13 protein-coding genes are annotated in these 13,562 nt (G+C 67.6%); 8 read left to right on the top strand and 5 right to left on the bottom strand.

Features of this window, described 5'->3' with window-relative positions; genetic code table 11:
- The first annotated feature begins 28 nt into the window (after positions 1-28).
- On the top strand, positions 29-499 hold the full coding sequence (rimI, locus tag NMQ03_RS14695; RefSeq protein ID WP_255175626.1) for a ribosomal protein S18-alanine N-acetyltransferase: 471 nt from the start codon (positions 29-31) through the stop codon (positions 497-499).
- Positions 496-1,587, top strand: coding sequence for a tRNA (adenosine(37)-N6)-threonylcarbamoyltransferase complex transferase subunit TsaD (tsaD, locus tag NMQ03_RS14690; RefSeq protein WP_255172791.1), 1,092 nt, complete (start codon positions 496-498; stop codon positions 1,585-1,587). The genes rimI and tsaD overlap by 4 nt, the downstream gene beginning before the upstream one ends.
- 11 nt (positions 1,588-1,598) lie before the next feature.
- On the opposite strand, the gene NMQ03_RS14685 is transcribed toward tsaD, so the two are convergent.
- Positions 1,599-2,276, bottom strand: a complete 678-nt coding sequence (locus NMQ03_RS14685) for a CPBP family intramembrane glutamic endopeptidase (protein ID WP_255172790.1) — start codon at positions 2,274-2,276, stop codon at positions 1,599-1,601.
- Between the two features lie 171 nt (positions 2,277-2,447).
- Positions 2,448-3,593 (bottom strand): glutamate--cysteine ligase, encoded by a 1,146-nt coding sequence (locus NMQ03_RS14680; protein WP_255172789.1) that lies wholly within the window; start codon positions 3,591-3,593, stop codon positions 2,448-2,450.
- A 374-nt stretch (positions 3,594-3,967) separates the two neighbouring features.
- Here NMQ03_RS14680 and NMQ03_RS14675 point away from each other — a divergent pair, with 374 nt between their 5' ends.
- Together NMQ03_RS14675 and NMQ03_RS14670 are read left to right on the top strand one after the other, a co-directional pair.
- Entirely contained in the window at positions 3,968-5,416 is a 1,449-nt protein-coding gene (locus NMQ03_RS14675; RefSeq protein ID WP_255175625.1) for a glycoside hydrolase family 3 N-terminal domain-containing protein, read from the top strand.
- Between the two features lie 64 nt (positions 5,417-5,480).
- A complete protein-coding gene (locus NMQ03_RS14670; protein ID WP_255175624.1) occupies positions 5,481-6,278 on the top strand; it encodes a shikimate 5-dehydrogenase in 798 nt (265 codons plus the stop codon).
- A 6-nt stretch (positions 6,279-6,284) separates the two neighbouring features.
- Here NMQ03_RS14670 and NMQ03_RS14665 read toward each other — a convergent pair whose 3' ends face one another.
- A complete protein-coding gene (locus tag NMQ03_RS14665; protein ID WP_255172788.1) occupies positions 6,285-7,523 on the bottom strand; it encodes a class I SAM-dependent methyltransferase in 1,239 nt (412 codons plus the stop codon).
- 54 nt (positions 7,524-7,577) lie between these two features.
- Between NMQ03_RS14665 and NMQ03_RS14660 the strand changes: the two genes are divergently transcribed.
- The 3 genes from NMQ03_RS14660 (at position 7,578) to groL (ending at position 10,196) form a co-directional block, all read left to right on the top strand.
- A complete protein-coding gene (locus NMQ03_RS14660; RefSeq protein WP_255172787.1) occupies positions 7,578-7,958 on the top strand; it encodes a hypothetical protein in 381 nt (126 codons plus the stop codon).
- A 254-nt stretch (positions 7,959-8,212) separates the two neighbouring features.
- Positions 8,213-8,506: a co-chaperone GroES gene (gene groES / locus NMQ03_RS14655; protein ID WP_003805290.1), complete on the top strand. Its 294-nt coding sequence runs from the start codon at positions 8,213-8,215 to the stop codon at positions 8,504-8,506.
- 79 nt (positions 8,507-8,585) lie between these two features.
- Positions 8,586-10,196 carry a chaperonin GroEL gene (gene groL, locus NMQ03_RS14650; RefSeq protein WP_255172786.1) on the top strand — a complete coding sequence of 537 codons (1,611 nt, stop codon included), beginning with the start codon at positions 8,586-8,588 and terminating at the stop codon, positions 10,194-10,196.
- Between the two features lie 91 nt (positions 10,197-10,287).
- Here the strand turns inward: groL and NMQ03_RS14645 are convergent, their stop codons facing one another.
- On the bottom strand, positions 10,288-10,890 hold the full coding sequence (locus NMQ03_RS14645) for a dihydrofolate reductase family protein (protein WP_255175623.1): 603 nt from the start codon (positions 10,888-10,890) through the stop codon (positions 10,288-10,290).
- 70 nt (positions 10,891-10,960) lie between these two features.
- Between NMQ03_RS14645 and NMQ03_RS14640 the strand changes: the two genes are divergently transcribed.
- Entirely contained in the window at positions 10,961-12,484 is a 1,524-nt protein-coding gene (locus NMQ03_RS14640) for an ATP-dependent DNA ligase (RefSeq protein WP_255172785.1), read from the top strand.
- Between the two features lie 9 nt (positions 12,485-12,493).
- Here NMQ03_RS14640 and NMQ03_RS14635 read toward each other — a convergent pair whose 3' ends face one another.
- On the bottom strand, positions 12,494-13,462 hold the full coding sequence (locus tag NMQ03_RS14635) for a DUF389 domain-containing protein (protein WP_255172784.1): 969 nt from the start codon (positions 13,460-13,462) through the stop codon (positions 12,494-12,496).
- Between the last annotated feature and the right edge of the window lie 100 nt (positions 13,463-13,562).

Raw genomic sequence — 13,562 nt, 5'->3', positions numbered from 1 at the left:
ACGCGCGGCGGACGTCACCGTCCGGGACATGACGCTGGACGATGTGCCTGCCGTCGGTGCACTGGAACACAGGCTCTTTCCCATTGATGCGTGGCCCGTGCAGATGTTCCTGGATGAGCTCTCCCAGCCGGAGACCCGCCGCTACCTGGTGGCGGAGACCAGCGGCGGCATCGTGGGCTACGCCGGCCTGATGTGCATCGAACCCATCGCGGACGTCCAGACCATCGCCGTCGTCCCCGACTACGAAGGCCGCGGCATCGGCAGCACGCTGCTCACGCAGCTGATTGACGAGGCCCGGCACCGCGGCGCCGCCGACGTCCTGCTCGAGGTCCGCGCCGACAACCCCCGGGCACAACAGCTCTATCTGCGGTTCGGCTTCGAACAGATCCACGTCCGCCCGCGCTACTACCGGGACGGCGTGGATGCCCTCATCATGCGGCTCCAGCTGCCCGCGGCACACCCTGAAGGACACGAAGCAACGGAGGCAGGCCAGGCATGAACCGTACGCAGCCCCTGGTACTGGGCATCGAATCATCCTGCGACGAAACCGGCGTCGGCCTCGTCCGCGGCACCACCCTCCTGACCAACACGGTCTCTTCCTCCATGGACGAGCACGTCCGCTTCGGTGGAGTCATCCCCGAGATCGCTTCCCGCGCCCACCTCGACGCCTTTGTTCCCACCCTGGAACAGGCCCTCGCGGACGCCGGCGTCACCCTGGAACAGGTGGACGCAATCGCCGTCACCTCCGGGCCCGGGCTTGCCGGCGCGCTGATGGTGGGTGTGTGTGCTGCCAAGGCGCTTGCCGTGGCCACCGGAAAGCCGCTGTACGCCATCAACCACCTGGTGGCGCATGTGGGCGTGGGGCTCCTGGACGACCGCGCCACGGGCCGCAGGCAGGAGCTGCCGGAGAACCTGGGCGCCCTGCTGGTCTCGGGCGGCCACACCGAAATCCTGCGCATCAACAGCATCACCAGCGATGTGGAGCTCCTGGGCTCCACCATTGACGACGCCGCGGGCGAGGCCTACGACAAAGTGGCCCGCATCCTGGGACTTGGCTACCCCGGCGGACCGGCCATCGACAAGATGGCCCGTACCGGCAACCCCAAGGCAATCCGCTTCCCCCGAGGCCTGACCCAGCCCAAGTACATGGGCACGGCCGGTGAACCGGGCCCCCACCGGTACGACTGGTCCTTCAGCGGCCTGAAGACTGCCGTGGCCCGGTGCGTGGAGCAGTTCGAGGCCCGTGGCGAAGAGATTCCGGTGGCCGACATTGCCGCAGCGTTCCAGGAGGCTGTGGTGGATGTGATCTCCTCCAAGGCGGTCCTGGCCTGCCGCGAGCACGGCGTCAAGGACGTCCTGCTGGGCGGCGGCGTGGCGGCAAACTCCCGGCTGCGTGAACTGACCGGGCAACGCTGCGCCTCCGCCGGCATCCGGCTGCACGTTCCCCCGCTGGACTTGTGCACGGACAACGGCGCCATGGTGGCCGCGCTTGGCGCCCAGCTGGTGATGGCCGGTGCCGAACCCAGCGGCATCGAATTCGCCCCGGACTCCTCGATGCCCGTCACCTCGGTGTCGCTTCCGGCCTGACCTCGGGCAACTCAGGCGGTGAGAGTGGCGATGACGAGCAACGCCAGGTCATGCAGCCCGTGGGCGGTTCCGGTGGAGAACGTTGAGCAATGCCGGATCCTTAGGCGGGCCATGCCCCACAGCACGCCGAAGAGCATGGTCATCAGCACCTGGAGCACGTCCTGTCCGCCAGGGTAGTGCCACACCCCGAAGAGCACCGAAGACAGCAGGACAGCGGCCGCATCGGAGTGCATGTTTCGGCGCATTGCGCCCAGAACGTAGCCCCGCCAGATGAGCTCCTCCCCAAAGCCCACCAGCAGGAAACTGCGGAAGGCCGCGTACAGGAAGAACAGCAGCCCGCCCTCCCCTTCGCCGAACATACGGAAGCCCAGGGCTGCCGCAGCAACGGTTAAGGCCAGTGTGGCGGCCAAGAGCGCCAGGGCGGTGAGAAGCTGCCGCACGGCATGCCGCGTCGAGAACCCGACGGCGGTGGCCAGGGAGATGCCCTCAAACCGGGCCGCCAAGGCTACGGCACCAAAGAAGACTGCGAACGGCGCCAGATTCGCGGCGATTTGTACGGGCAGTTCTGCGTTGCCGGTGACACGACCCACAACGGGCCAGAGTGCCGCCACCGCGAACAGGACCAGGAGCACGGCAAAAAGTGGCAAGACCTGGCGGGGACGCTTAACCTCGGCAGGAGCGGTCGACATCCGGCCTTCCTTCCCGCCGAAACCCACACGACTACGGGACAAGGATCACCCCGCGCTGCAGGTCTTGGCAGGGTCCTAAGTCCTCCGTCAATCCCTGCGATGCTCCATCAGATATGGCTCCTAAACCGCCGGTTTAGGAGCCATATCTGATGGAGCAAGTAAAGGGGAAGGTCAGGCAGTGGGGCCGTTGCGCATCTGCTTGACCAGGTCCAGCACCACGGCCTGCAGGTTTCCGCCGTTCTCCGCAGCCACCCGGCGCTGGCGCTGGTATCCGGCGCCGCGGCGGATGATCTTCTCGACGTCGGCCAGCTCGTCGGAGCAGCGCAGCTTGGCGGCAACCGGTTCAAGCCGGTTCAGGGTCTCCAGCAGGTGGTCGGTGACCAGCTGCTCCTTGCCCGCGGCGTCGAGGATGATGATGGCGTCCAGGCCGTACCGCGCAGCGCGCCACTTGTTCTCCTGGACGTGCCACGGCGGCATGGTGGGGATGGTTCCGCCGTTGTCCAGGGTGGTGGAGAACTCATCCACCAGGCACTGGGTGAGCGCCGCGATGGCCCCGACTTCCTCCAGGGTGGCCAGGCCGTCACAGATCCGCATCTCGATGGTGCCCAGGGCGGGCACCGGCCGGATGTCCCACCGGATTTCCGAGATGGTGTCGATGACGCCCGTGGTGAACATGTCCTGGACGTAGGACTCGTATTCCTCCCAGGACTTGAACTGGAAGGGCAGCCCCGCGGTGGGAAGCTGCTGGAACATCAAGGCCCGCTGCGAGGCATACCCGGTGTCCTCACCGCCCCAGAACGGGCTGGACGCGGAGAGCGCCTGGAAGTGCGGGAAGTAGTTGACCAGGCCGTCCAGGACGGGGAGCGCTTTGTCCCGGCGGTCCAGCCCCACGTGGACATGGACGCCGTAGATGACCATCTGCCGGCCCCACCACTGGGTCCGGTCAATGAGCTTGGCGTAGCGTGCCTTGTCCGTCACCGGCTGCAGCTGCGGAGGGCTGAACGGGTGGCTGCAAAACAGCTCCACGCCCATGGGATCGGTGATTTCACGGACGGCCGCGACGGACCGGCTGAGGTCCTCCTTGGCCTCGGCTGCGGTTTCGCAGATGCCCGTGACCAGTTCCACCGTATTCAGCAGCAGTTCCTGCTTGATGTGCGGATGTTCGTCGTCTTCGTTGAGTTCGGGGTGGCGCGACGCCACCCCGCGGAGCACTTGGTTGGCCACGGAAGCGAGTTCGCCCGTCTTCCCGTCCACCAGGGCAAGCTCCCACTCAACACCGAGGGTGGATTGCCTCGATGACGCGAAGTCGATCTTCACACGTTTCCTTACTGTCCGGTTTGCCGCTGGCTGATGCCGCTCACAGGCTGCAGCCGGCAGGCGAACGGGTGGTTCAAGTCTAGTGCAGGGGTAGCATCGTACTGATGGCACCGTTCCCCCTGCGTCACAGTCCTGCCAAATCCTTCCCTCTCCTCCTGGCCTTGTCCGTAATGGCGCTGGCCTCCTGTTCAGCCGCCCCAAGCACCGCACCGCCCTCATCCTCCGCCCCGCCCGCCGGGGCGTCCCCCACCGCATCAGCAAGTACGACGCCGGCACCTCCTGCGGCTTCCCCGTCGCCTGATCCGGGTTCCCGGCCTTTGGGATGGGGCCCGGAGCAGCGGGACCAGGACGCCGCCGTTGCGGCCGTTGCGGCGATGTCGCCTGAGCAGAAAGCCGGGCAGGTCCTGCTCCCGTTCTTCAAGGGCAACCAGGTGGAAGCCCACGCGGCGCTTATCCAGCGCCTGCACCTGGCCGGATCGATCATCATGGGCGACAATGTGCCGCGCGACCCACAGGGAAAAGTGGACGTGGCCGCCATGGCCGCCGTAAACCAGCGGCTGCAGCAGGCGGTTGCCGCCGACGGACGGCGCTGGCCGGGGATCATGAGCGTGGACCAGGAAGGCGGCTCGGTGGCACGCCTGGGGCCGCCCCTCACCGAGTGGCCCGCTCCCATGAGCTACGGGGCCGCCGGCAACCTGGACCTGACGCGCACGGTAAGCAAGGGCCTGGCAAGTGAGCTGGTGCCACTGGGCTTCGACCTCGACTTCGCCCCGGACACGGATGTGACCGTCGGTCCTACAGACCCCACCATCGGGGCGCGTTCCATGTCCGGCGACCCTGCCGCGGCGGCGGCCCAGGGCACCGCCTTCTCCCAAGGCATGCTGGACGCCGGCGTGCTCCCCACCGTCAAGCACTTTCCCGGGCACGGCTCGGTGACGGCGGATTCCCACCTCAGCCTCCCCGTCCAGCCGGCAGGCATCGACGTGCTCCGGGGCCGGGACTGGAAACCCTTCGAAGCTGCCGTCGCCGCGGGCCTCCCTATTGTCATGACCGGGCACATTGCCGTACCCGCGCTGGAACCCGGCGTGCCGGCGTCGCTCTCGGCGCCGAGCTACGCGGCGCTCAGGGGCCTGGGCTTCAAGGGCGTGGCCGTAACCGACGCCCTCAACATGGGTGCCGTTGACAAGCAGTACCCGTCCGGCGCGGCTGCAGTGAAGGCACTGGCCGCCGGTGCCGACCTGCTGCTGATGCCTTCGGACGTGGAGCAGGCGCACGCCGCCATCGTCCAGGCCCTGGCGGCCGGCACACTTCCCGCCGCACGCCTGGATGAGGCAGCGCAGCGCGTGGCCACCATGATGATCTGGCATGCCCGGACCACCCCGCCTGCCGGAACAGCGGGCGCAGGTGCACCGGCCGGAAGCGGGGCAGCCCTGTCCGCCCAGGTCTCGGCGTCGGCCGTCACCGTTGTATCCGGTCCCTGCAGCGGACCCCTGGTGCCCGGTTCCGTGCGGGTGGCCGGCGGGGGACCGGGGGACCGGGAGCGCTTCGAAGCCGCCGCAGCGCGCGCCGGGCTCACCGTAGGATCAGGGCCACTGGTCAACCTCATCGGCTTTGGTGGAAAACCGGCCGGTGGGGACATCGCCGTGTCCCTCGACGCTCCGTGGCCGCTCCAAGGGTCCAGTGCGCCGGTGAAGGTGGCACTCTATGGCCGGACCGACGCCGCCTTCGACGCGCTGGCCGCGGTGCTGGTAGGGAAGGCGCCCGCCCCGGGAAAGCTGCCCGCCGCCGTCGGGCCTTTCCCCGCGGGAACCGGCTGCCCCTAAGTCCCTGGACGCCCACGCCGGCGGGAACGCGTTTAATGGTCTGGTGCCCATTCTGAATAAAGACATGACCCTCTGCATCTCGCTCTCGGCCCGTCCCAGCAACAACGGGACCCGGTTCCACAACCACCTTTACGGACAGCTGGACCTGAACTGGATCTACAAGGCCTTCGCGCCCACCAACCTCGAACAGGCCATCGCCGGCGTCCGCGGGCTGGGCATCCGTGGCTGCGCCATCTCCATGCCGTACAAGGAAGACGTCATCGCCCTGGTGGACGAGATGGACCCTTCCGCGAAGGCCATCGACTCGGTGAACACCATCGTGAACACGGACGGGCACCTCAAGGCGTACAACACCGACTACACCGCGATCGAGCAACTCCTCGCCACCAATGCAGTCCCCACGGACTATTCGGTGCTGGTGCAGGGCGCCGGCGGCATGGCCAAGGCCACGGTTGCCGCCCTCCGGGACGCCGGATTCACGGACGTCACCGTCCTGGCCCGGAACGAGGCCGCGGGGCGCGCGCTCGCGGACCAGTACGGCTTCCAATGGCGTGCAGCGATCGACGGCGGGACGGCTGACCTGATCATCAACGTCACCCCGCTGGGGATGGCCGGCGGGACGGAAGCGGACACCGTGGCTTTCCCGGCGGAGGCCATCGAGGCGGCCCGCCTGGTTTTCGACGTGGTAGCGCTGCCCGCCGAGACGCCGCTGATCCGCGCCGCCCGTGCGGCCGGCAAGCCGGTGATCACGGGGGCCGAGGTGGCCACCATCCAGGCACTGGAGCAGTTTGTCCTGTACACAGGCGTCCGGCCCACCCCTGACCAGGTGCGGGCCGCCGAGGAGTTCATGCGCGCCCAGTAGGTGCAGCTAGGCGGGTTCCACCACGATGGCCACCCGGTCCTCACCGATGCGCGTCAGGACCAGGGTGGCCGTTTTGCCGCCCTTCCTGGCGTTCTTCCCGCCGGGCAGCAGCTGCTTCCGGAGCTCTTCCGGGGTGACCGCGGTGCCGCGCTTCTTGATGTCCAGCACGGTGATGCCCTCCTGCTTCACCCAGGCCTTGAGCGCCTTCACGTTGTAGGGCATGACCTGCAGGACCTTGTAGGCCCGGGCGAACGGGGTGGCCAGGAGTTCGGGAGCGCAGATGTAGGCGATGTGTTCGTCCACCAGGTGTCCGCCGAGCTGCAGTGCCACGTCTGCCACCAGTCCGGCGCGGATCACGGCGCCGTCGGGTTCGTACAGGTATCCCCCCACCGGGCCCACCGGCGCTGACGGGCCGGCGCCGAAGTCCTCGGCACTGGTCAGCTCCGCCGGAGACTGCGGCCCCAGGACCAGGGCAGCGCGGCGGACCCCGGGCCTGCGCACGGCGTTGAACCACAGGGTCACCTCCGTGACGTCCCCGGCCACCGATATCCACTGCGCCTCACAGCCCGCAGGCACGGATTCGTGCGGCATGCCCGGGCCCATCTTCACTCCCACGGCCTTGCCCTGGGCAGCCAGTGATTCCACAAAGGACAACGGCGGGGAGAATGCCTCAGGGTCCCAGATCCGCTTGGTGCCGGAGGTGGAGGTGACCCGCCGGGCGGGGTCCAGCCAGACGCCGTCCATCCCGTCCAGCGGAACCGATTCCGCATCGGCGTGCACCACCGTGGCGTTGGGGAACGGGATGAGGTTCACCGTGGCGCACGCCGCGGTGGTCTCGTCCATTTCGACGGCCGTGACGATGATGTCCAGGGAGGCCAGCGCCAGGGAATCGGCGCCGAGGCCGCACCCCAGGTCCGCCACGCGGCTGATCCCCGCGGCAGCGAACCGCTGGGCGTGGTGGGCGGCGACGTTGAGGCGCGTGGCCTGCTCCAGGCCCGCCTGGGTGAACAGCATCTGCCGGGCGAACTCCCCGAATTTCCCCTCTGCCTTGGTGCGGAGCCGTGACTGCGTCAGGACGGCGGACACGAGCGCGGGCGGGTGCCCGGCTTTCCGGAGCGCGGAGTTCAGCTCGAACGAGTCCTCGTCCCGGTAGGGGCCCAGGGACGCCAGCAACTCCCAGCCTTCGGGGGTCAGCAATTGTGCGATCTGGTCCTGTGCAATCTGGTCCTGGGGAGCGTGAGCCATGGGTTCCAGCCTAGTGGAGGAGCGCGTGGCCGGGATGCGGATAGTGTTGAATCCATGGATGAAAGCGCAGCCCCCCGCGAGACCGGCGACCACGAGTCGGGGGACCGCCATCCGGCCAGGTTCGCCCGTCCTGTGCTGATCGCGGCCGCCGTCGTGGCCGTGGTCTCCATCGCGTTGCTGGTGATCATCTTCCTGCTGGATACGTTCAACGCCACCGTTTACTCGGTGGGCGGCAACGACGTCCAGGACAACACCCAGGAGGCCCGGGACATCCGCGGGCTGTACGACGGCGCGCGGGCTGGGAGCATCTTCTTCCTCGTTGCCGCGCTGCTCGCCGCAGCGGTGTCCGGCTGGGTGCTCTTCCGGGGACGGAAGCAGGGCGGCGGCGACACGGAGGGCGGCGAGGACGTGGACTTCGACGACCTGGGCCGCTAGGGACAGGGCCTTCCCCGTGTCCCCGGCCACCCGCCGTCGTCCACTCCAGGCTGTACGCCCATGACGAAACGTTGGCACTCACCTTGACCGAGTGCTAACCCTTACATAGAGTCTTCATTAGCACTCTCCCTAGGAGGGTGCTAACACATGAAGAGCTGCCAGCCAGGCTGCTGCAGGCACCGCGACGACGGTTTGCCAGCTACGGCGGAAAGCTTTCCAGTCCACGAATTTGCTGACGAAAAGGAGAGGTCCGAGTGTCGGTCTCTATTAAGCCTCTTGAGGATCGTATTGTTGTTCGCCCGCTCGAAGCCGAGCAGACCACGGCTTCCGGCCTGGTCATCCCGGACTCCGCACAGGAGAAGCCGCAGGAAGGCGAAGTTGTCGCAGTAGGCCCCGGCCGCTTCGAAGATGGCAACCGCGTTCCCGTTGACGTAGCAGTTGGCGACGTCGTCATCTACTCCAAGTACGGCGGAACCGAAGTCAAGACCGGCGGCACCGAGTACCTCGTGCTGTCCGCCCGCGACGTCCTGGCAATCGTCGTCAAGTAATTCTTCCGGATCCCCGTGCTGCTTACCATGCTCACGCTGGTAAGCAGTGCGGGGTTTCTGTCTTTGAAAGGACAAAACCATGGCAAAGCAGCTTGCGTTTAACGACGCTGCCCGCCGGTCCCTTGAGGCTGGCATCGATAAGCTCGCGAACACCGTCAAGGTGACGCTCGGCCCCCGCGGCCGCAACGTCGTCCTGGACAAGAAGTGGGGCGCCCCCACTATCACGAACGACGGCGTCACCATCGCCCGCGAAGTGGAACTGGACGATCCCTACGAGAACCTTGGCGCCCAGCTGGCCAAGGAAGTAGCCACCAAGACCAACGACGTTGCCGGCGACGGCACCACCACCGCCACGGTCCTGGCACAGGCCCTGGTCAAGGAAGGCCTGCGCAACGTTGCAGCCGGCGCTGCCCCCGGCCAGATCAAGCGTGGCATCGAGGTCGCGGTTGAGGCCGTGGCTGCCCGCCTGCTGGAAAACGCCCGCCCGGTCGAGGGCACCCAGGTGGCCAACGTTGCGGCGATTTCGGCGCAGAGCGACGAAATCGGCGAGCTGCTCGCCGAGGCCTTCGGCAAGGTGGGCAAGGATGGCGTCATCACCATCGAAGAGTCCTCCACCACCCAGACCGAACTGGTCCTCACCGAGGGCATGCAGTTCGACAAGGGCTACCTGTCCCCGTACTTCGTCACCGACGCGGAGCGCCAGGAAGCAGTCCTCGAGGACGCGCTCATCCTGATCAACCAGGGCAAGATCTCCTCGATCCAGGAATTCCTGCCGCTGCTCGAGAAGGCACTGCAGAGCTCCAAGCCGCTGTTCATCATCGCCGAGGACGTTGAGGGCGAGGCCCTGTCCACGCTGATCGTCAACCGCATCCGCGGCACCCTGAACGTCGTAGCCGTCAAGGCTCCCGGCTTCGGCGACCGCCGCAAGGCCATGCTGCAGGACATCGCCACCCTCACCGGTGCGCAGGTTGTCTCCCCGGAACTGGGCCTCAGCCTGGACTCCGTGGGCCTGGAGGTGCTGGGTACCGCCCGCCGCATCACCGTCACCAAGGACAACACCACCATCGTGGACGGCGCCGGTTCTGCCGAGGACGTCGCTGCACGCGTTGCGCAGCTGCGCGCCGAGCTGACCCGCACCGATTCCGACTGGGACCGCGAAAAGCTCCAGGAACGCCTGGCCAAGCTTGCCGGCGGCATCGGAGTCATCAAGGTCGGCGCTGCCACCGAGGTTGAGCTCAAGGAAAAGAAGCACCGCATCGAGGACGCTGTGTCCTCCACCCGCGCTGCCCTCGAAGAAGGCATCGTTGCCGGCGGCGGCTCCGCCCTGATCCACGCCCTCAAGGCACTGGATGAGGACGCTTCCGTCAAGGCCCTCGAAGGCGACGCCGCCGCTGCTGTGGGCATCGTCCGCCGCGCACTGGTGCAGCCGCTGCGCTGGATCGCCCAGAACGCTGGTTTCGACGGCTACGTCGTCACCTCCAAGGTTGCAGACCTCGAGACCAACAACGGGTTCAACGCCAAGTCCGGCGAGTACGAGGACCTGATCGGCGCCGGCGTCATCGACCCCGTCAAGGTCACCCGTGCAGCCCTCCGTAACGCGGCCTCCATCGCCGCCCTGGTTCTCACCACCGAGACCCTGGTCGTGGAGAAGCCGGCCGAAGAGGACGAGCACGCAGGCCACAGCCACTAACGCTGCGCCCTGGCGGCTTACCGCTGAAAAGGCTGGTCCGGCGTCTGCCGGGCCAGCCTTTTGCGTTGTTGTCTGGGACGGTGGGTGGGGACTAGGTGGCCGCCATCTCCTGCGTCTCCACTTCTCCCGCGCGCTCGTACACCAGCGACACCGCCCCCTTCGGGAAACTGCGGGACGGCTCGGCCAGCGTGAAGGTGGAGGGCACCGTTCCCTCATCGAATAGACGCTTTCCCTGGCCCAGGACCAGCGGGTACAGCCAGAGGTGGAGCCGGTCCAGCACTCCTGCCGCCATGAGGGACCGGATCAGGGCCCCGCTGCCGAACATGTGCAGCTGCCCGAACCCGTCCCGGAGGCCGCCCGCGGCCGCGGCATCCGGCAGGACAGTGGTGCCGGCCCAGTCCGGGTCCGCCAGCGTGCCGGAGACAACGAACTTGGGCACTCGGTTGAGGGCATCGGCAATGTCACCGGACTGGTGCGGCCAGTAGGACGCAAAGATTTCATAGGTCTTCCGGCCGAGGAGGAGGGCATCCATCCGGCTGATCTCGTCCGCTATCGAGGCGCCGGCCTCGTCGTCGGACACCGGGGCCTGCCAGCCGCCGAACGCGAATTCGCCTTCGGGGTCTTCTTCACGGCCGCCCGGCGCCTGGTAAACGCCGTCGAGGGTGATGAACAGGTTCGCCACGATGATCCCCACGCGCACATTGTGGACCCGCACCGGGGCTGTGTCCAGTGTCCCTGTCCGGTGCCCGTGGCAGGATGGTGCCATGCTGCTCCTTGAGCTCGTGGACACCACGAAAACCGTCGCATCGACCCGGTCCCGGCTCGCGAAAGTGGATGCTTTGGCCCATCTCCTGCGCCGGCTGGAACCCGCGGAGATCCCGACGGCGGTGGGTTGGCTCAGTGCCAAGCCCCGTCAGGGCCGGGTTGGCGTCGGTTGGAGCGCCGTGGCGGCGGCCAAGGAAGAACCCGCCGCGGGGCCAAGCCTCACCGTGGCGGATCTTGATGCCGCACTGGACCGGCTCCTGGCAACAGCGGGTGGCGGGTCGGGTGCGGGGCGGACGTCCATCCTCAGGACGCTGATGGGAGCGGCCACCGCGTCGGAGCAGTCATTCATTGCCGGCGTGCTGCTCGGGGAACTGCGCACCGGCGCCCTGGAAGGAGTGCTGACCGAGGCCATTGCCCGCGCCGCAGACAGGTCCGTCGAGGCGGTACGCCGTGCGGCAATGCTTTCCGGGGACCTCGGCGGGACGGCCCTCCTGGCGCTCACCGGCACCCCGGATGAGCTCGACGCCGTCGGCCTGGTGGTGGGGCGTCCGGTGCAGCCCATGCTCGCCGCCACCGCGGGCAGTGCCGGGGCAGCCCTCGAAGCCACGGGGGAGGCCTCGGTGGAATACAAGCTCGACGGCGCCCGCATCCAGGTGCATCGCTCCGGCAACGACGTGCGCATCTACACCCGGAACCTCGCGGAGGTCACGCACCGGCTGCCCGAGGTGGTTGACCTGGTCCGCGGGCTGCCCGTGCAGGACGTGATCCTCGACGGCGAAACACTCGCCCTGGATGAGGACGGCGCCCCGCGGCCCTTCCAGGAAACGATGTCCCGCTTCGGCGCTGATGCAGTCCGGGAAACGCTGCTCCACCCCTGGTTTTTCGATGTGCTGCACATCGACGGACGTGACCTGCTGGACGAACCGCTCTCCACCCGCATCGACGTCCTGGAACGCGTTGCACCCGCGCACCGGATTCCCGGGGAGGTCACCGCTGATCCGGCCGTTGCCGAACGGGTGTCGCGGGATGCACTCGCCGCGGGCCACGAGGGCGTGGTGGTGAAGGCGATCGAATCGACCTACGCCGCCGGGAAGCGCGGATCCAACTGGGTGAAGGTGAAACCGGTCCACACCTATGACCTGGTGGTGCTCGCGTGCGAATGGGGCTCCGGACGCCGCACGGGAATGCTCTCCAACCTGCACCTGGGTGCCCTTGACCCCACCGGGGAGTTCGGCGAACCCGGCGGCTACGTGATGGTCGGCAAGACCTTCAAGGGACTCACCGATGAACTGCTGCGCTGGCAGACGGAGCGGTTCCAGGAGCTTGAGGTGCGGCGCACGGCAGGCACTGTTTGGGTTGAACCGGTCACCGTCGTCGAAATAGCCATCGACGGCGTGCAGCAGTCGCCTCGCTACCCGGGCGGGATCGCCTTGAGGTTCGCGCGCGTCAAACGCTACCGGGACGACAAGGCCCCGGCGGAAGCGGACACCATCCAAACCCTGCGCGCCCTGCTGCGTTCCTAGGGCAAGCGGTCAGCGGCCCGTCCCGGTCCGCTGGCGCTTCAGGCTGCGCGCCACCCCATCGGGCAGGCGCCGTGCGACCACCCGGTAAAAGAGCAGCACCGCTAGGGCGGCCACCACGATGCCCACGAGGTTGAGCAGCAGTTGGAGGGCGGAACCGGCGGCCTTCTGGTATTCGCCCAGCACCAAAGCCACCGCCACGTACCCGGCGGTAAGCACCGTGGTCACGGAGATGAACACGCCGATCAGTGCTGCGGACCGGCGGCCGATGATGGAAAGCATTCCGGCGATTCCGGCCAGGATGGCAACGATCAACGAATACGGCCCAGGATGGTAGATGAACTCGACGGCGGATCCCTTGTCCAGGGCATCGCGCGGGAAGAGGCCAAGCGGGATCGAGAGCCACGCCGTCAGCGCCGCCAGCAGCATGGCAACCGGGAAGCCCACGGCCAGGGCGACCGCAGCCCGGCGGCCGAGCCTCCACTTCCGGGTGGCGATCGAAACCGCGAGCGCGGCCAGCGGTCCGAACTCGGGGCCCACTGCCATGGCGCCCACGATCGCAATGGGGGAGTCGGTCACAATGCCGATTCCGGCGAGCTGGGTTGCCAGCACCAGGAAGGCAAGGAAGTTCCAGGTCAACCGGGAGTCCTCGCCCGTTTGGCGGGTGACATCCTCCCAGATCACGGCATCCGCGCCCTCGCCCGGGGCGGCGCGCTCGGCCCGGTCAGCGTTCCGGGACAGGACGAATTCCGGTGTGGCCATGGCGATGGAACCCAGGTCCCGGACCTTGAGGATCTCCAGCTTTTCGAGAAGTTCCTCCACTGATTCCCGGGCGATCAGGACTTCAATGACATCGCCCTCCGGCACCACGGAGGCGCCCCGGACCACAGCGACTTCTGCCGTTCCGCGCTGGTCGCAGCAGGTCTGCCGGGTCACGTCGGACAGCTCCCCGGGCACACAAATCCGCAGCTGGACAACCACGCCCGCTCCCTTCCACGACTGGGGCCAGCATAGTCTGGAACCGGCGGCGTGATTGGCTGTTGCACAGCGCGTTGGCTAGGCTTGGGGTTTTGGCTGGCGG

Origin of the sequence: Arthrobacter sp. DNA4, from assembly GCF_024362385.1 — a bacterium.
Taxonomy (GTDB): domain Bacteria; phylum Actinomycetota; class Actinomycetes; order Actinomycetales; family Micrococcaceae; genus Arthrobacter.
The sequence above is the reverse complement of the archived record's forward strand: the minus strand, read 5'-3'. Positions and strand labels throughout refer to the sequence as shown.

Excerpts from the sequence above, each read along its gene's own strand:
- NMQ03_RS14685 (WP_255172790.1), bottom strand. The coding sequence starts at position 2,276 with ATGTCGACCGCTCCTGCCGAGGTTAAGCGTCCCCGCCAGGTCTTGCCA.
- NMQ03_RS14675 (WP_255175625.1), top strand. The coding sequence starts at position 3,968 with ATGTCGCCTGAGCAGAAAGCCGGGCAGGTCCTGCTCCCGTTCTTCAAG.
- rimI (WP_255175626.1), top strand. The coding sequence starts at position 29 with ATGACGCTGGACGATGTGCCTGCCGTCGGTGCACTGGAACACAGGCTC.
- NMQ03_RS14660 (WP_255172787.1), top strand. The coding sequence starts at position 7,578 with ATGGATGAAAGCGCAGCCCCCCGCGAGACCGGCGACCACGAGTCGGGG.
- groL (WP_255172786.1), top strand. The coding sequence starts at position 8,586 with ATGGCAAAGCAGCTTGCGTTTAACGACGCTGCCCGCCGGTCCCTTGAG.
- NMQ03_RS14665 (WP_255172788.1), bottom strand. The coding sequence starts at position 7,523 with ATGGCTCACGCTCCCCAGGACCAGATTGCACAGGACCAGATCGCACAA.
- tsaD (WP_255172791.1), top strand. The coding sequence starts at position 496 with ATGAACCGTACGCAGCCCCTGGTACTGGGCATCGAATCATCCTGCGAC.
- NMQ03_RS14670 (WP_255175624.1), top strand. The coding sequence starts at position 5,481 with ATGACCCTCTGCATCTCGCTCTCGGCCCGTCCCAGCAACAACGGGACC.
- NMQ03_RS14640 (WP_255172785.1), top strand. The coding sequence starts at position 10,961 with ATGCTGCTCCTTGAGCTCGTGGACACCACGAAAACCGTCGCATCGACC.